Annotated in this window: 17 protein-coding genes; 8 read left to right on the top strand and 9 right to left on the bottom strand. The window is 66.7% G+C overall.

Annotated features, from left to right (window positions below; translation table 11 throughout):
* Positions 1 to 9: 9 nt before the first annotated feature.
* Both OG394_RS34780 and OG394_RS34775 read left to right on the top strand, forming a co-directional pair.
* Positions 10 to 600, top strand: a complete 591-nt coding sequence (locus OG394_RS34780) for a TetR/AcrR family transcriptional regulator (RefSeq protein WP_328991455.1) — start codon at positions 10 to 12, stop codon at positions 598 to 600.
* A 39-nt stretch (positions 601 to 639) separates the two neighbouring features.
* Positions 640 to 1,899: a lactate racemase domain-containing protein gene (locus OG394_RS34775; RefSeq protein WP_328991454.1), complete on the top strand. Its 1,260-nt coding sequence runs from the start codon at positions 640 to 642 to the stop codon at positions 1,897 to 1,899.
* Between the two features lie 578 nt (positions 1,900 to 2,477).
* Here the strand turns inward: OG394_RS34775 and OG394_RS34770 are convergent.
* Positions 2,478 to 3,509: an IS110 family transposase gene (locus tag OG394_RS34770; RefSeq protein ID WP_328991452.1), complete on the bottom strand. Its 1,032-nt coding sequence runs from the start codon at positions 3,507 to 3,509 to the stop codon at positions 2,478 to 2,480.
* Between the two features lie 257 nt (positions 3,510 to 3,766).
* Between OG394_RS34770 and OG394_RS34765 the strand changes: the two genes are divergently transcribed.
* Positions 3,767 to 5,209 carry a flavin-containing monooxygenase gene (locus OG394_RS34765; protein WP_328991451.1) on the top strand — a complete coding sequence of 481 codons (1,443 nt, stop codon included), beginning with the start codon at positions 3,767 to 3,769 and terminating at the stop codon, positions 5,207 to 5,209.
* Positions 5,210 to 5,428: 219 nt separating this feature from the next.
* Here OG394_RS34765 and OG394_RS34760 read toward each other — a convergent pair whose 3' ends face one another.
* Positions 5,429 to 6,799 (bottom strand): cystathionine beta-synthase, encoded by a 1,371-nt coding sequence (locus OG394_RS34760; RefSeq protein WP_328991450.1) that lies wholly within the window; start codon positions 6,797 to 6,799, stop codon positions 5,429 to 5,431.
* A 76-nt stretch (positions 6,800 to 6,875) separates the two neighbouring features.
* Between OG394_RS34760 and OG394_RS34755 the strand changes: the two genes are divergently transcribed.
* Both OG394_RS34755 and OG394_RS34750 read left to right on the top strand, forming a co-directional pair.
* A complete protein-coding gene (locus OG394_RS34755) occupies positions 6,876 to 7,907 on the top strand; it encodes an SGNH/GDSL hydrolase family protein (protein ID WP_328991449.1) in 1,032 nt (343 codons plus the stop codon).
* A gap of 153 nt (positions 7,908 to 8,060) precedes the next feature.
* Complete coding sequence (locus OG394_RS34750) at positions 8,061 to 8,291, top strand: DUF4287 domain-containing protein (RefSeq protein WP_328991448.1); 231 nt, start codon at positions 8,061 to 8,063, stop codon at positions 8,289 to 8,291.
* Between the two features lie 172 nt (positions 8,292 to 8,463).
* Here OG394_RS34750 and OG394_RS34745 read toward each other — a convergent pair whose 3' ends face one another.
* From OG394_RS34745 to OG394_RS34725, 5 genes are all read right to left on the bottom strand, one after another.
* Positions 8,464 to 9,303: a Bax inhibitor-1/YccA family protein gene (locus OG394_RS34745; protein ID WP_328991447.1), complete on the bottom strand. Its 840-nt coding sequence runs from the start codon at positions 9,301 to 9,303 to the stop codon at positions 8,464 to 8,466.
* Positions 9,304 to 9,422: 119 nt separating this feature from the next.
* Positions 9,423 to 10,004, bottom strand: coding sequence for a hypothetical protein (locus tag OG394_RS34740; RefSeq protein ID WP_328991446.1), 582 nt, complete (start codon positions 10,002 to 10,004; stop codon positions 9,423 to 9,425).
* A gap of 39 nt (positions 10,005 to 10,043) precedes the next feature.
* Entirely contained in the window at positions 10,044 to 10,520 is a 477-nt protein-coding gene (locus OG394_RS34735) for a hypothetical protein (RefSeq protein WP_328991445.1), read from the bottom strand.
* Positions 10,517 to 10,894, bottom strand: coding sequence for a hypothetical protein (locus OG394_RS34730; RefSeq protein ID WP_328991444.1), 378 nt, complete (start codon positions 10,892 to 10,894; stop codon positions 10,517 to 10,519). The genes OG394_RS34735 and OG394_RS34730 overlap by 4 nt, the downstream gene beginning before the upstream one ends.
* Positions 10,891 to 11,616, bottom strand: coding sequence for a class I SAM-dependent methyltransferase (locus OG394_RS34725; protein ID WP_328991443.1), 726 nt, complete (start codon positions 11,614 to 11,616; stop codon positions 10,891 to 10,893). The genes OG394_RS34730 and OG394_RS34725 overlap by 4 nt, the downstream gene beginning before the upstream one ends.
* 454 nt (positions 11,617 to 12,070) lie before the next feature.
* On the opposite strand from OG394_RS34725, the gene OG394_RS34720 reads away from it, so the two are divergent.
* Together OG394_RS34720 and OG394_RS34715 are read left to right on the top strand one after the other, a co-directional pair.
* Positions 12,071 to 13,339, top strand: a complete 1,269-nt coding sequence (locus tag OG394_RS34720; protein ID WP_328989086.1) for an IS110 family transposase — start codon at positions 12,071 to 12,073, stop codon at positions 13,337 to 13,339.
* A gap of 374 nt (positions 13,340 to 13,713) precedes the next feature.
* The gene (locus OG394_RS34715) at positions 13,714 to 14,115 is read left to right on the top strand and encodes a VOC family protein (RefSeq protein WP_328991442.1); all 402 of its coding nucleotides are present in this window, start codon (positions 13,714 to 13,716) and stop codon (positions 14,113 to 14,115) included.
* A gap of 9 nt (positions 14,116 to 14,124) precedes the next feature.
* Here OG394_RS34715 and OG394_RS34710 read toward each other — a convergent pair whose 3' ends face one another.
* Positions 14,125 to 15,288: a hypothetical protein gene (locus OG394_RS34710; RefSeq protein ID WP_328991441.1), complete on the bottom strand. Its 1,164-nt coding sequence runs from the start codon at positions 15,286 to 15,288 to the stop codon at positions 14,125 to 14,127.
* Positions 15,289 to 15,544: 256 nt separating this feature from the next.
* Here OG394_RS34710 and OG394_RS34705 point away from each other — a divergent pair, with 256 nt between their 5' ends.
* On the top strand, positions 15,545 to 15,937 hold the full coding sequence (locus OG394_RS34705) for a hypothetical protein (protein WP_328991440.1): 393 nt from the start codon (positions 15,545 to 15,547) through the stop codon (positions 15,935 to 15,937).
* A 170-nt stretch (positions 15,938 to 16,107) separates the two neighbouring features.
* Here OG394_RS34705 and OG394_RS34700 read toward each other — a convergent pair whose 3' ends face one another.
* Positions 16,108 to 17,220 carry a hypothetical protein gene (locus OG394_RS34700; RefSeq protein ID WP_328991438.1) on the bottom strand — a complete coding sequence of 371 codons (1,113 nt, stop codon included), beginning with the start codon at positions 17,218 to 17,220 and terminating at the stop codon, positions 16,108 to 16,110.
* Between the last annotated feature and the right edge of the window lie 4 nt (positions 17,221 to 17,224).

Raw genomic sequence — 17,224 nt, 5'->3', positions numbered from 1 at the left:
ATGGGTCTCATGACCAAGCTCGGGCGCCCTCGCTCCTTCGACCGCGAGGCCGCGCTGCACCAGGCGATGCTGGCCTTCTGGCGGCACGGTTACGACGCCACCTCGATGGCCGATCTGACCAGCGCGATGTCGATCGGCGCACCCAGTCTCTACGCGGCCTTCGGCGACAAACGGAAGCTCTTCGACGAGGTGGTCGAGACCTACCAGGCGACGTACGGCGACTTCACCGCGCGTGCGCTGGCCGAGGAACCGACCGCCCGGGACGGCGTTGCGCGAGTGCTGCGCGAGGCCGCCGCGCGTTACACCGATCCGGCCCATCCGCAAGGCTGCCTGGTCATCTCGGCCGGCCAGAACTGCACGCCCGCCTCGGCCGGGGTCGAGGAGAAACTGCGCGCCCTGCGAGCGGAGAACCTGGCCCACCTCGAGAACCGGATCAAGACCGACATCAGCGCGGGCGTCCTGCCGAAGGGAACCAGCGCACGCCACCTCGCGATCTACACGGCAGCCACCCTGCAAGGCATGTCCCAGCAAGCCCGCGACGGCGCCAGCCGCGCCGACCTGGAGGCAGTCGCCGAGACCGCGATGCTCGGCTGGCCGTAGTCTTGCAAGCGGTTACCGTGTGCCCTCGAAGGAGTTGCCATGACCACGCTGTACGACGTACGCCCGGCCGCGGTCATCGGCGGGCCGGACGAGGTGCTGGCGGATGACCAGGTCACGGCCTTCGTGCACGAGGCCCTCGCGGGTGCCGGTCTGGACGGTCGCAGCGTCTGCGTGATCGTGCCCGACGCCACCCGGAGTTGCCCGCTGCCGCTTCTGATGAGAGCGGTGCACGGCGCGTTGACCGGCCGGGTGAGCCGCCTGACCACGCTGATCGCCCTCGGCACGCACGCCGCGATGACGCCGGCCGAGATCGAGACTCACCTCGGTGGCGACTATCCCGGCATGGAGGTGCTGAACCACGAGTGGTCCGACCCCGCGACGTTCGTGCACCTCGGCACGATCGGCGCCGACCGGGTCGGCGAGATCTCGAATGGCCTGCTGCACGAGGAGGTCGCCGTACGACTCAACCGGGCCGTCGTCGAGCACGATGTCGCGTTGGTCGTGGGACCGGTGTTCCCGCACGAGGTGGTCGGCTTCTCCGGCGGCAACAAGTACTTCTTTCCGGGGGTTGCTGGGCAGGAGGTGATCGACCTGTCGCACTGGCTCGGCGCGTTGATCACCAGCTCGGACATCATCGGCACTCGCGGCATCACGCCCGTGCGCGCCTTGATCGATGCGGCCGCCGAGCTGATCCCGGCCGAGAAGCTCGCGCTGTCGGTCGTCGCCCAGTCTGGGACGTCCGCCCTGCACGCCGTGGCCTTCGGCGACACCCGTACGTCGTGGGAGGCGGCCGCGGCGGTTTCGGCCGAGACGCACGTGCGGTATCTCGACAAGCCGGTGCAGCGCGTGGTGTCGGTGATGCCGCCGAAGTACCAGGACATCTGGACCGCCGCGAAGGGCTTCTACAAACTCGAACCGGTCGTCGCGGATGGCGGCGAGGTCATCCTCTACGCCCCGCACGTCACGCACATCGCCGCCATGCATCCGGAGATCGAGCAGATCGGCTACCACTGCCGCGACTACTTCCTCGCCCAGTGGGACCGCTTCAAGTCCGTCCACTGGGGCGTCCTGGCCCACTCGACCCACCTCCGCGGCGCCGGGACGTACTCGGAGGCCGAAGGCGAGAAGTGCCGGGTCCAGGTGACTCTCGTGACGAGCATCCCCGAGCACATCGTCCGCGGCGCCGACCTCGGCTACCTCGACCTGGCCACCTTCGACCTCAAGTCCTACGAGTCAGACCCCGACACCTTCGTCGTCCCCAACGCCGGCGAAACCCTCTACCGCCTCGCTGACCACTGACTTGTTTCCGAGTGCCCGTGCGCGCAGCTCGGCGGCTGTCGGCTGACACCTGCGGTTGAAGCGGACGGCCAGGTCCACACGGAGGCCGATTTCGCCTCGGTCCGGCCCGTTTCGAGTCTCCGTGTGGACCTGGCGGTCCGGTCTTCCCCCTCCTTTCGCCGCGAGTGGTCATCCCTGAAGGGGTGGGGTTGTGCAAGGGGCTGGTGGGTGCGTGTTTTGTGGGGTTCCGGTCGGGTTTTGGGCAGCGTGGTGTGCGGCCGGGGTCAGGGCCGGCCGGAGGCCGCCCGGAGGGCTTGGTCTTGACGCTGGTCGTAGACCATCGCCAGCCTTGCTGTGACCGGAATGCCGGTATAGGGGTTGTGGGTCGGTTCTCCATCCCTTGTCTTGTGCAAGGGTCCGGCAGGTCGGGTTGCTCGACTGCCCTGTCATCCCTTCGCCCCGCAGGTCTTGGGGGCATGGAGTGGTTCGGCCCGCAGCGCGCGAGGTCAATCACGTACAACGACCGTGCCCTGGATCACCGGTTCGGGATCGGGAGGTCTGACCACTCAACGACCCTGCGTGCGCTGCGGTCGAGCTACTCATACCGGGTCCTGGCAGCGGGCCAGCGCACGGATCTCGTGGTCGCGCAGCCCGTAATAGACCAGGGTGAGTAGTTTGCGGGCCGCGGCGACCTTGGCGATGTTGGTACCGCGGCGTTGCTCGATGCGGTGCCGGTCGGCAGCGATCTTGGCCACGGTGGCGTGCTGCACGGCCTCCACCGCTGCCCACCGCACCAGCCGGGAGCCCTGCTTGCTGATGTGACCGCGGTGAACGGTCGTGTCGGACTCACGATGCCGCGGGGTCAACCCTGCCCAGCTGGCCAGCGCGGCGGCGTTGGCGAACCGGTGCACATCACCGATCTCGACCACGAACACGGCCGCGAACGTCGGCCCGACACCAGGCAACTGCTGAATCACCCGATACCCCTCATCACCGGCCAGCCGGGCCGCAATCAACGCCGCGAACCGGGCCTCTTCCCGATCAAGATGATCGATCAGATCCAGCAGCGACCCGACCCGGACCGCATACGCCGCCGGCAACCGGCACCCCGCCAGCCATTCGCGCCCGGCGACACCGAACAGGTCACTCACCCTCGCCCCGAGACCATTCTTGGCCAGCACCGCATGAACCTGCGCCTTCAACCCCGACCGGACCTTCACCAGCTTGGCCCGATACCGCACCAGCTCCCGCACCTCCCGCACCGGCGGCGGCGCGATCCACGCCTGCGGCAACCGCCCCATCCGCAACAAATCCGCCAGATCGAACGCGTCCCGGACATCGTTTTTCACCCGCCGGTACCTGAACCCTTTCACCCCCAGCGGATGCGCCAAATACACCTCCGCACCCGCCGCCCGCAGCTCGTCCACCGCCCAGTACCAGCCATACGTGGCCTCGACCACGACCCGCGGCACCGGACCCGCCAACCCGATCTGCTCGCGCAACACCTCACGGTCATTCACAATCCGGACCCACCCCAACGACTCACCAGACTCAGACTGACGAGCAATCACCGAACGCCGCCGATGCAGATCAATACCCACAACCTGCCGACCGTCGTACTCTGCACACATAAGGGGCCTCCTTCCCCACTCGTGCAAAACCTGCACACCGAGCATCACTCGGAAACCACGACGGGCGGGAGGCCCCGCCCCTTCATCGCATCACGTGAGTGGACGCGTCATAACCTGACCACTCGCGGGAGAGGGACATGGACGACATGGCGGTCCGCTTGCGCCATGAGTCGCGTATTTCGCGTCCGACGGTGTCCGGCCTCGTAGCCGCCTGGGCCGCTGACAAACGACGTGACTGGCGGGTAACCTCGGCGGCTATGACGCAAACCGGGGTCGCCATCATCGGTTCGGGCTTTGCCGGGCTCTGCCTGGGTATCCAGTTGAAGCTGGCCGGGGTGCACGATTTCGTCATCCTGGAGAAGAGCGACGACCTCGGCGGCACCTGGCGGGACAACACGTATCCCGGCTGCGCCTGCGACGTCCCGTCGTACCTCTACTCGTTCTCGTTCGAGCAGAACCCGCATTGGTCGCGCATGTTCGCGCCCTGGGACGAGATCCTCGCGTATCTCAAACACTGCGCCGAGAAGTACGACATCGCCGACCACATCCGGTACGGCGCCGAGGTGGTCGAGGCCTCCTGGCGCGACGACGGCTGGTCCGTCGTACTGGCTGACGGCTCGCAAGTGGACGCGGCCGCGCTCGTCTCGGGTGTGGGCAGTCTGCACGAGCCGCATACGCCGGACCTGCCAGGCCTCTCGTCGTTCACCGGAAACGTCTGGCACTCGGCGCATTGGGACCACTCGGTCGACCTGACCGGGAAGCGCGTCGCGGTGATCGGGACGGGCGCGAGCGCGATCCAGTTCGTACCACCCGTCGCGGAGCAGGCGTCGCGGCTCGAGCTCTTCCAACGGACGCCGCCCTGGATCACCCCGAAGCCCGACCGCGCGATCGGGCCGCGCGAACGGGCCTTGCACGCGCGCCTTCCGATCGGCCAGCGGGTCATCCGGAACGTCGTCTACTGGGCGCTGGAACTACGCGGCGCCGGGTTCGCCGTACACCCAAAGATGCTGAAAGCCCTTGAAATACAGGCGAAACGGCATTTGCACAAGCAGGTCAAGGACCCGGAGCTGCGGGCGAAACTCACGCCGGACTACCAGATCGGGTGCAAGCGGATCCTGCTGTCGAACGAGTACTACCCGGCGCTCACCCGGCCGAACGTCGGCGTGGTGACGACGCCAATCGCCCGGATCACGCCCAACGGCGTACAGACCTCGGACGGGGTCGAGCACCCGGCGGACACGATCGTGCTCGGCACCGGATTCCAGGTCGCGGCGAACCTGACCAAGATGCGCATCACCGGCCGCGACGGCATCGAGCTCAACGAGGTGTGGAAACGCGACGGCATCAGCGCACACCTCGGCATCACGATGGCCGGCTTCCCGAACCTGTTCCTGCTGGTCGGGCCCAATACCGTGCTGGCGCACAGCTCGATGGTGTTCATGATCGAGGCCCAGGTCCGGTACGTCGTCCAAGCGCTCGCGCGGATCCGGGCCGGGTCGACCGTCGAGGTCCGGCCGGAGGCGCAGCGGCGATTCGCGACTTCGGTGCAGCGGGATCTCGGTGGTACGGTCTGGCAGTCCGGCTGTGCCAGCTGGTACCTGGACGAGCAGGGGCGGAACTCGACGATCTGGCCGCATTTCACGACCGGCTACTGGCGTCGCACCAGGCGGCTCAACCCCGCCGAGTATCTGAACGGATGACCCCGGCGGGTACGCGTACCTCCCTAAGTCGTAGCCGGAGGGTGCGGGCTACGACCTAGGGTGGATGGCAAGACAGGTCCGCGGACCGATGGATCAAGGGTGTTTTCGCAAGAACCTTGATACATGGACATCACCGGAATTCTCAGCGCAGCAGGCATCCTGTTCGGCGTCGTGGTCACCGTGCTGATCGCGATCATCCCGTCCCTGGTGGACCGATGACTAGGTAGCGAGGTGCCCCAGCAAGTCCTGGCGAGTGACGACGCCGACCGGCTTGCCGTCGTCCAGCACCATCAGCGCGTCGGCGTTCTCGAGGAGCTCGACCGCCTTCGTGACCGGCTCCCCCGCGCCCAGTGACGGCAGGGCGGGATCCATGTGCTGCTCGACCATGTCGGCCAACCGGGCGTGCCCCGAGTACAACGCGTCCATCAACGTGCGCGCCGAAACCGAACCGGCCACCTCCGCCGCCATGATCGGCGGCTCCGCCCGCACCACGGGCATCTGCGAAACGCCGTACTCGCGCAGGATCTCGACCGCCTCGGCGATCGTCTCGTGCGGGTGGGTGTGCACCAGCTGCGGCATCCCGCCGTCCTTGCCGGCCAGCACCTCGCCGAGCGTCGCGCCCTGGCGCGCATGGGCCAGGAAGCCGTACTGCGACAGCCACTCGTCGTTGAAGACCTTCGTCAGGTAGCCCCGGCCGCCGTCGGGCAGCAGCACCACGATCACCGCGTCGGGATCGTCCAGCTCCTTGGCCAGCCGGATCGCCGCCGCGGCCGCCATTCCGGCCGAACCGCCGACCAGCATGGCCTCCTCGCGGGCCAGCCGCCGCGTCACCGCGAACGACTCCGCGTCGGAGACCTCGATGATCCGGTCGCAGATGGTCTTGTCGTACGTCTCGGGCCAGAAGTCCTCGCCGACACCCTCGACCAGGTACGGCCGGCCGGTGCCGCCGGAGTAGACCGAGCCCTCCGGGTCCGCGCCGATGATCTGAACGCGACCGTCGGACACCTCCTTGAGGTACCGCCCGGTGCCGCTGATCGTGCCGCCGGTGCCGACACCCGCGACGAAGTGCGTGATCTTGCCCTGGGTCTGCTCCCACAACTCCGGACCGGTGGTCTCGTAGTGCGAGCGCGGGTTGTTCTCGTTCGCGTACTGGTTGGGCTTCCAGGCGCCCTCGATCTCGCGGACCAGCCGGTCGGAGACGTTGTAGTACGAATCGGGGTGCTCGGGCGCGACCGCGGTCGGGCAGACGACGACCTCCGCGCCGTACGCCTTGAGCACGTTGCGCTTGTCCTCGCTGACCTTGTCCGGGCAGACGAAGACGCACTTGTAGCCCTTCGCCTGGGCGACCATCGCGAGGCCGACACCGGTGTTGCCGGAGGTGGGCTCGACGATCGTGCCACCGGGCTTGAGCTCGCCGGAGGCCTCCGCGGCCTCGATCATCCGGACCGCGATCCGGTCCTTCACCGAGCCGCCGGGGTTGAAGTACTCGACCTTCGCGAGCACCAACGGCTTGGCGCCGTCGGTGGTCTTCGAAAGCCGCACCAGCGGGGTGTTGCCGACCAGGTCCAGGAGTGAGTTCACGTATTGCACGAGTCTCACTATATGGTCCCCCACGACACTGGCCTATTTCGCTTGCTTTGTGGTCACCGCGTGTAATCCTTGGGACATGAGCAAAGCCAGGGCCGCCAGGAAGCTGGCCCAGGCCGCAGCCTTTGGGGGCGGGGGGTTAGGTCTCATCGGAGCGACGCTGTACGGCGTGCTGACCGCGGAAGCGCGGTATGCCCAGCGTGTGATCGGCCCGATGAGGGGACACCCGGCTCCGGGCGGTGGCCTGTACGGCCGATACCCCGGACATCCGATCACCCTTGCCATGCTGGGCGACTCCAGCGCGGCCGGTTACGGCACCGAGTCGCCCGAAGAAACCCCTGGCGTGCTGCTGGCCAGCGGTCTCGCGGAGCTGGCGCAGCGGCCGGTCCGGCTCGTCGACGTATCGAGAACGGGCGCCCAGTCCAGCGATCTGGCCGGGCAGATCGACAACGCCCTGCTGGCGGGACCACACGTCGCCGTGATGCTGATCGGCGTCAACGACGTGAAGAACCAGGTCCGCCCGTCGGAGTCTGTCCGCCTGCTCGACGCCGCGGTTCGCCGCCTGCGCGCGGCCCACTGCGAAGTCGTCGTCGGTACCTGTCCAGACCTGGGCCTGGTCCAGCCGATCGTGCCACCGCTGAAGCAAGTGGCGCGCTCCTGGAGCCGCCGACTGGCCGCCGCGCAGACGATCGCCGTCGTCGAAGCCGGCGGCCGGACCGTCTCGATGGGCTCCCTGCTCAGCGAGGCCTTCCGCAAGGACCCGACCCTCTGGGGCCCGGACCGCTTTCATCCCTCGGTGACCGGGTACGCCGCCGCGTCGGCCGCGTTGCTGCCCTCGGTGGCCGCTGCCGTGGGCGTAGGCCCGGACGCGTTCGTTCATCCCGAGGCCTTCCGGGGTGAGGCCGTGCTGCCGATCGCCAAGGCCGCGGTCGAGGCCGTTCGTACCGCGGGTACGGAGGTGGCAGCCACCAAGGTGGCCGGCCGGGAGCGTGGGCCGCGGGGTCGTTGGGCCGAGCTACGGCACCGCCGGCGCCACCCGAAGACCGAGGTGGACAAGCAGCCCGAGCACGCGACGGCCGCCTCCGACGTACCGGCTGATGCTCTGTCCTAACGCTCTGTCGTAGGCCTTGTGAAACAGGCGTTTCCGGCACTGCTGCTCGCGGATGCGGGTGAGAACAGGTTGAAACGTTAGGGGCTTGTCTGACGCGCGGTCGTGAGGCACAGTCGATATACAACGGATTGTCCCCGACGACGGGAGGCGACAATGGGCCTGAACCACTCAGAAGAAACGCATCAGCGTCTGGTGGAGAAGGTGCCCCAATGTACCGGGCGCAACATGACCGAGTGGTTCAAGCTGATGAACGACGGACCGTCGTTCCTGCGCTTCGACGACAGGGTGCGGTGGCTATCAAGCGAGTACGCGCTCGCTCATGGGCACGCCACAGCCATCGTCCACGAATACGACCTGGTCAAAGCGCACAGGCGTATGGGCTGACGAGCCGAACAGGAGACTGAGCACCAACCAGAAGGCCGACCCCAACCAGGTGGAGGGGTCGGCCTTCGTCTATGCCTTCTTGCAGGTTCCTGCAATGACGCACGGCCGGCGGGTTCTTGAGAACCCACCGGCCGTGGTCTGTTGCTAGGACTTGCCCGTCAAACGGTTACTGTCAGTCGCCACCGCGGAGGATCGCGAGGATCCGCAGCAGGTTCCAGTACAGCCAGACCAGGGTGACGGTCAGGCCGAAGGCCGCGCGCCACGCCTCGTTCTGCGGGGCACCGGCGGCGACACCGCGCTCGATCATGTCGAAGTCGAGGATCAGGTTGAACACGGCCAGGCCGGCACCGATCGCGGCGAACAGCAGGCCCATCGCGCCGAACCCGCCGATACCGCTGTTGAAGCCGAGCATGCTGGCGATGAAGTTGATCAGGATGACGCCGGCGAAGCCCATGGTCGCGATGATGACCATCTTGGTGAAGCGCGCCGTCACCTTGATGTTGAAGTACTTGTAGGTGGCCAGGGTCATAGCGGTCGTGACCAGTGTCGCGAGGACCGCCTGCACGACCACGTCCGCACTGCCGACGTAGTTGGCGATGAACTCGCTACCGACACCGAGGAAAACGCCCTCGAAGACGGCGTAGATCATCACCAGCGCGGGGTTGATCGTCCGCTTGAACGACAGCACCATGCCGAGCGCGAACGCCAGCAGTGCGCCGGCGAGGAAGGCCGGGGTGACCAACGTGTCCGGGATCATGAACCACGACAGCGCGGCCGAAATGGTGACGACGGCCAACGTGAGCGAGGTCTTGACGATCACGTCGTCCAGCGTCATCGGACGGCTGCTCGCGGGGGCGCCCTGGTACTGCTGGGGACCGCCGTAGCCACCGCCGTACTGGCCGGGCTGGTTGTGGGGACCCGGCTGACCGTACGGAGCGGCCCCGGGATAGGCCTGGCCTTGGCCAGGCGCAAAAGCACTCGACCGGTTCAGGACCGGGTTACTGCTCTGCATGTCATCCTCCTGATGACCCGAAACGATCCGCTGTGGATCGTGACTAGATACTACGGGCACACCCTTAACAACGCCTGAGGACTTGCTTCATGTTCCCCAGCCGTGATCTGGCCTGGCGTTCAGTCACCTTTGGTGTTCAGCCAGCGCAGCCGGGTCTGGGGTGACGGCGGTGCGCCACGCAGCAGCCATTGCACCCGCTGCCAGGCGGTCGCCTTCAGGTCCGGCTGGTGGAAGAGGTTGAGCGTCTCGACGACCTGATCCCGGCTGAGCCATTCGACCAGCTGGCGATCGGTCGCACGCTGCAACCGCCGTACCACGATGGCGTGGCCGAGCAGCCGGAGCACGGCGTAGAGCACCAGGTAGATGGCGATGAAGAACCAGAGTGGGCGATCGATCAGGAGGTTGATGCCCAGGCCGAGCACCAACGCGAGGGCGACGCTGTACGACGAAACGCGGCCGAGCCGGCGCACCATACCGGCCTGCCGGCCCGCGAACTCCTGGGCGATCAGGAATTCCCGGATCGAGGCGGGCATGTCGCCGACCTCCGGGCAGAACTGCATCTCGGCGGGCTTGCCCTTGGCCTGCAGGTACAAGACGTGCGGCCCCTTGCAGGGCGGCTCCTTCAACCGCACCACGGGCACCTCGGCCTTGGCCTCGGCCGCGACCTTCCGTACCTGCTTAGCGAGTTCCTCTTCCGTCACCGGGCCCATCATGCCCGAGGCCGGCCGGGCGGTCGGACGTTATGCCCGGCGGGCGTTGCGCCAGCGGCCGACGACCAGCGAGGCCAGGGCGGCGGCGAAGAAGGTGACCGGGAGCCAGACGCCCGAGTTGCGATCTTCGGTCCATACCCGAGTGGTCTGCGCCGGGAAGTAGCGGATTTTCACGCTCTGCCCCACCTTGAGGTCGTTGTCCAAATACGGCGACGCCTTCCCCTCGGCCTTACGCCCACCCGGCAGGCCGAACCGGATGAGGAAGTCGTCCCCGCCCCTGGTCGGCGACCCGAGCACCCGCACCACCGTGCCGTCAGCCGTCACCCCGTCCTTGCGAAGCTTCATCTCCGCCTCGGCCAGGTTCCACCCGATCGCGCCCAACACCACCGCCAGCAACACGAAAAGCGCCAGCTCAGACGTCAACCGAAGCGGCTTCTTGGCCACCTTCTTAGACCTAAAGATCCCCACGCCCGCATCATCCCCACCCGCGGGCAGCCGCCGGGTCATGCCGGCGGGACCACCACTATCTGGTCGGCGTCTTCGTAGACGATGCGGCCGGGGTCGGTCGAGGTCACCAGGTGGCAGGGGATGCCGTGCGCGGCGAGGATGTCCAGGTAGCCCGGGATGCGGTCGAACAGGTGGACGGCCGACGGCTTGAACCAGGCGGCCGCGAGAGGATTGACCTCGCGGTCGTAGACGGTTGGATCCACGAGACTTGGGTTCTGGTAGGCCGCGTCGTACCAGTCGTTGTTGCTCCGGCGGAACGCCTCTTGCTCCGGTGTCAGCTTGCCCTGCTTGGCAAGGGTGTTGACCAGTCCGAAGATGCCGATATGACGGCCACTCTCGTTTGGCAGCGGGCTCTGGTATCTGCTGTAAGTCACTGATCGTCCTCGGCGGGGTTGCGGAATAGGGCGACTGTCAGGAAGTCCTGCGTGAAGACTGGTACGTCGAACGCGTCCTGCCCGGGCATCGGGCCGGCGGCGATGGGGTCGAGCCAGGAGAACATCTCCGCCAGCTCCGCCTCGGTATAGCCCACGCCCTCACCTAGACGTCCCGAGCGCATCAGTACGTCGTCGGGCTCGTCGGACCCCATAAGGCCGGAGGTGAACGTACAGATCCCGAAGTACCCACCCGGCGCGAGGACTTCCCGCAACGACTTCAGGTACGAGATCCGCCGATGCGGCGCCAAATGGTGAAAGCACCCAGAGTCGTACACCAACTCGAACGGCCCACCCGGCACCACCTCCCGCAAGAAGTCGACCTCGCGGAACTCCACGCCCTCCCCACGACCACGCGCGGCCTCAAGCGCGGAGGCGGCGATGTCGATCCCCGTGACCGAAGCGCCAAACCCGGCCATCCACCGACTGTTCCGCCCAAGGCCGCAGCCGACATCCAAGGCGGTGGCGACCTTCTCCATCGGCAACAGCCCGGACCGATGCCATTCGACCAGGCTGGCGTCGGGACGATCTGTGTTCAGCGGATGGCCTTCCCGCAGCAGGATCCCGTTCCAGTGTTCTGACGCGGCCCGGCTGGTCGCATCCGCGCGGCCCTCGAACACCTCATCCAGCAGGTCCAGCAACCCCTCGACCTCAACAACCCTCATCCACAACCATCCTCATCCCACGCCGCCCTTTGCCGAAGCACCGTAGTAGACCACCCAAACCCACCCGCGAACCCGCACCTAGCAGACCCACCCGACGCACGCGCACTCGTTCGCGACATCTGTGGAAAACCGGCACTCCTGCCGTTTCCATGGGCACCGGTACCGCCAACTTCGCGAGTTACGCCGAAGCCGGAGTCAGCGCCTTCCTGCCCACGCTCTCTGCCGCGAGTCTGGCACTGCTCTGGTGGGCGGCCCGTTCCGGGCTGAAAATTGGGGTGGTGCCCGTTGACGCCGTATCACTGTGGTTCGTTTGAGGCCGTCCGCGAGTCGGGCGCCGGGAGTTGCGTTGTGGGCCTTTCAGTGTTGCCTTTGAGCACGCGGACTAGATTCGCCGGATCCTTGCAGCTCCTGCGGGCACCGTGTTTGCCGGTGCGTTGTGTGGAGGTGGGTTGTGGTGCTGGAGCAGACGCAGGATGTCGAGGAGATCATCGCGCGGGTCGCGGCGCTGGACATCGGTAAGGCCGAGTTGGTGTGTTGTGTGCGGATTCCGGATCCGGGCCGGCCGGGGCGCCGGTTGCAGGAGGTGGACCGGTATTCGACGATGACGCGGTCGTTGTTGCGGCTGGCTGACCGGCTGGTCGAGCTGGGGGTGTCGCGGGTGGTGATGGAGGCGACCTCGGACTATTGGAAGCCGCCGTTCTATCTGCTGGAGGCGGCCGGGTTGGAGACCTGGCTGGTGAACGCCAAGGATGTGAAGCATTTGCCGGGTCGGCCGAAGACCGACCGGCTGGATGCGGTGTGGTTGTGCAAGGTGGCGGAGCGGCAGATGCTGCGGGCCAGTTTCGTGCCGCCGTTGCCGATCCGCCAGTTGCGGGATCTGACCCGGTATCGGGTTGATTTGGTGAACGCGTGCACTGCGGAGAAGAACCGGGTGGAGAAGCTGCTGGAAGATGCCTGTATCAAGGTGTCGGTGGTCGCGTCGGACATTTTCGGGGTGTCGGGGCGGGACATGCTGGCCGCGCTGGCCGGGGGTGAGCGGGACCCGAAGGTGCTGGCGCAGTTGGCCCGGTCCCGGATGCGGGCCAAGATCGGTGACCTGGAAGAAGCCTTCACCGGATACTTCACCGACCACCACGCCTATCTGCTGGCCAAGATGCTGGCCCGGATCGACCAGATCGAAGCCGATATCGCCGACCTCGAAGACAGGATCGGCGACCAGATCGCCCCTTTCGCCGAGGCGGTGGAACGACTCGATGAGATCCCCGGCATCGGGCGGGTCACCGCGCACGTGATCATCGCCGAAATCGGGACCGACATGACCCGGTTCCCCACCCCGGGCCACCTGGCGTCGTGGGCCAGGTTCGCCCCCGGGGTTAAAGAATCGGCCGGGAAGAAGAAAGGCACCGGCGCCACCGGCCACGGCAACTCCTACCTGGCCCGGGTCCTGGGCGAGGCCGCCGTCTGCGCCGGTAAAACCGACACCTTCCTCGGCGAACGCTACCGGCGCATCGCCAGACGCCGCGGCCGCAAGAAAGCCATCGTCGCGGTCGGCCGCTCCATCCTGGTCATCGTCTGGCACCTGCTATCCGATCCCGACGCCCACTTCCACGACCTCGGCCCCGACTTCTACGACAACCGCATCAACCCCGAACGGAAACGACGCAACCACGTCCGCCAACTCCAAGCCCTCGGCTACAACGTCACCCTCGAACCCGTCGCCTGACCACCGAGCACACAACCTCCCGGCTCCGCTGCGCTCCGCCGGAACACACGCACGCCCCAACACAGTCATTTTCGGACTAGTGGTCAGCTTTGAACCTCCCGCGAGTGGGCGCGTCATGACCTGACCACTCGCGGCAGGAGGGGAGGTGGACGGCCGTTCGAGCCATACGTCGCGCAGTTCGCACGCGACCGTGGCCAAGGTCGGGTATGCGGACGCGCAGGTCCACACGATGGCCGACTTCGCCCCCGATTGGGCGTGCTTCGCGCCATCGTGTGGACCTGGCGGTCCACCAAGGCCCAGGAAACGGCAGGAGAGCCGGAATTTGGGGGTGGGGTCTGGGAGGCTCTGGGTTCCGGTGTTGGAGGAGGAGAGAGATGGCGTTGAGGTGGTATTCGGTGGTGGTGGATTGCAGGGACGTGCGGGGGCAGGCGGCGTGGTGGGCGGAGGCGTTGGAATGGCAGGTGATCTATGAGACCGATGACGAGTGCGTGATCGTCCCGTCCTGGGCGGACGAGAAGGTGATGCGAGAGACGCCTTGGGAGCGGGTTGGACCGGGCATGGTGTTCGTGGCGGTACCTGACGAGAAGAAGGTGAAGAACCGGCTGCACTTTGATTTGGCGCCGCATACGAGTCAGGACCGGGACGCCGAGATCGCCCGGCTGGAGGCGCTCGGCGCCCGGCACGTGGACGTCGGGCAGACCGAGGACGGGTCGTGGACGGTGTTGGCCGATCCGGAGGGCAACGAGTTCTGCGTCCTCAGCTCCCGCGACGACTGACGGGGACCGCTAGGAGTCGAGCACGGTTAGGAGGTGTTGTAGGGCGGAGCGGGTCATGGGTTGATTGAGGAGGTCGGCGGTCCCGCGGTCGGCGAGGGCTGCCTGGTCGGGGTCGGCCGGGTTGAGGGCTTCGCAGATCGTGTTGTACGTCCAGTTGAGCCAGCCGGTTGCGGCGACGGCGAATGACGCGAGCTCGAGTTCGGGCCATCGGCCGGCGGCATCGACGTACCCCTCGCGGAACGCAGTGACCGTCGTGCCGTTGATCGATGGGCGCAGGGTCCAGTGGGCGAGCGCGTAGCCGAGTTCGAGCCGGGGTGTGAGGGAGCCAGCGAAGTCCCATTCGGTGACCACGAGCGCGTCGTTGTGGCCGATGCGTACGTGTTCGGGGATGAGGTTGCAGTTGCAGAGGATGACCTCGTCGCCGTCGACATCGGCCTCTATCGTGCGCAGGTCCAACAACGCGGGAAGGGTTCGGGCGAGCTGTTCGGCCCACGGCTTCTGGGCGGCGCGGGCTCGATCGACGAGGGCCTCCCATTCGGCGTCGGACCGCCGCGAGGTCAGGTACGGATTGATGGGCGCTTCACTCGGGATGGCGAGAGAGTGCAGCGTCCCGAAGACCGAGCCGATCCGGCGAGCCACGGCGACCGGTGTTGGGCGAACCGGCGATGGACCGACCTCGATCCACTCGTGAATCCGCCAGTTCTGTCCCTGCACGTTCTCGATCAGCCGACCTTCGGGACTGCGCACCGGGGTCGGAGCGGCGATACCGGCGGCGACCGCGGCATCGCGCAGCCGAGTACCGACTTCGGCCTGCGCATCGGTGATCCAGGGATAGACCGTGACGGCCAGCCACCGACCGCGGTCAGTGGTGATCGACCAGCAGCGGCCCATCGGAGTGAACGAGACGGGCGTTGCCGCGTTCGCGACCTCGCCGAGGCCAAAGGCTGCGGCCAGCGCGTCGGCAAGCCCGTGAGGTACGACCGGCAGCTCGGCGGCACGTCGCTCGGCCTCGGACTTCAGCTCGGCCCAATCACGCATGCCGTACTGGGAAGCCAGCGCCTGCTGGGCAACCGCGAGCGATGTGTCGGGGCTGGATTCACGGAGTGCGGCAAGCAGGTCCTTGGCCTCTTTGCGCAGAAATCCAACGCTCGGCTTGTCAGGCAGAAATCTCACAGCGCGTCCTCTCAAAGCCTGGACTCGCACAGGCCAAGGGAGCGCGTGATGGACTCCTCAAATCGGGGTGGCTTCCAGCCTTCCGGCGAGTCTCGACGCGGCCCCGGCCACGCACCCGTGAGGCTATCCGACCGCTGGCGAGCCGGTCAACGAAGGCAGGAACCGGCCAGAGCGGCGGCGGCTGGACCTATGCCGCGACAGAATGCATTCGAAAGAATTCGCCGTGATCCGGCGAACGTCTACCGAAAGGAACCCGATGCGAGTCCTCGCCATCCTGGCCCTGGGCACCACGTTTGTCGCCGCCCCGCTGTCCGCGCAGGCTGCCACCGGCTCGGCCACCAGCCCGACCCAGATCGCGAGCCCGACCGCCATCACCGCGTGGCCGTCTTGCGTGAAAGCCACCCGCACCAAGCTGAACAACAGCGGCTGGTCCGACCCGAAGTGGCAGGTCAGGGTCGCCAACACCTGCGCCAACCGGATCAAGTACTCGATCGTGCGCGACCACCAGTCGGACTTCGACTACGTAGAGGTCGCCGCCGGTAAGACCAGCATCCGCAACATCGGCAAGTACTCCTTCGGCCACAGCTCCTCGCAGCCCGACGGCGTCAAGATCTACCTCCGCGGCACCAAATACACCAAGCGCTTCTGACCTGATCCCCGAGCCGCCGCGCTCGGGTCGCCGCCAACGGCTTTGCAAAGGGGTGCTGCCGCCACGACTCCCCCACACGTCCGCGACAGCACCCCTTGTCATGTGCCGCAGCAAGCAAGTTGGGCTCGGGTCGGCGAGGTAGCGGGGAGTTCGGTCGCTGACGCAGGGCGTCAGCGACCAGCGCGCTTCCACGCCCGGAAAAACTCCTTATAGAGGAAACGCTGCACAGGTGTGCCGGTGGACGAAAGTTGCTTGCCCACAGTCCTCGCGCCGAGCCAGATGCCCGACACCTTCGGCACGCCCGGAACGGACTCGGCGACAGACGCCACACCGTTGACGAGATCTTCTTCGACCGCAGATAGTGCCACTCTGCGAAGGCCGAGCCGTTCGAGAAGTTGCCTTTTCGCACCGTCGATATCACGGGCAAGCCGCAAGTAGTCTTCGTCGGTTACACACCGCGCGACGGCTCTGCGCAGGTCAGCAGCCCGTTCTCGATAGTCCGCGATCCGGCTGACTATGAGGTCAATCCATTCTCCTTCGCCCAGGTTGCCGACCTCGTCCGCCCCCCAGAGCCGTCCGCCGAGCAGCGGCAACTCCAGTTCGAGCAGTTGCACGCGATGGGTGTCGCTCTCACTGGCGGCTGTCGCCAGGGAGCGGTGGATGCCACGAATCGCCTTGATCACGTCGAGGACGACGCGCTCACTGGCGCCTTCGCGAGTCAGATCGAAGGTAAGGAGGAAGTCGCGGCGCATCGGGTGGGCCTGGTATGACAGCCTGACCGCGTCCGCGCGGCATCGATATTTCAGGCCACGTGCAAGGGTTGCGGCCACGTACGGCTCTTCACCTGGCTGGGCCATGGACTGCAACGGACCACGTAACACGATGGATGCTGCCCTCGCCCACGCGCCGAACGGGTCATCCTCGATGCCATCAGATGTGGTGATGCGATCATCGTGATGTCCGGGAACACGAACATTAGCGGCCTGAAACGTAGACCAGTCCTGTACTCGCTTGGACAGCGAGTTGCCAGCCCACGGCTGCACGTCGTCGCAGATCAAAGCTTGCTCGATGAACTGCGCCAAGCTCTTGTTGCCTTGCCAACTCTGAAGGTCGCGGAGAGCGGAATCCTCAGCGGCGTGGGCCGCATCCATCTCAACTGCATCCAGGTGGAGTGGGTGCAGGAGGCCGGCGTCGGCGAGCGCGCGAAGCAAATAGGGCTTGCTGCCGAAGTGCTCTGGAACCGGCGCGGCGTGGACGGGGTGGGCGACCCACACCTTCGACATGAAA

Origin of the sequence: Kribbella sp. NBC_01245 (genome assembly GCF_036226525.1) — a bacterium.
GTDB lineage: Bacteria > Actinomycetota > Actinomycetes > Propionibacteriales > Kribbellaceae > Kribbella.
The sequence above is the reverse complement of the archived record's forward strand: the minus strand, read 5'-3'. Positions and strand labels throughout refer to the sequence as shown.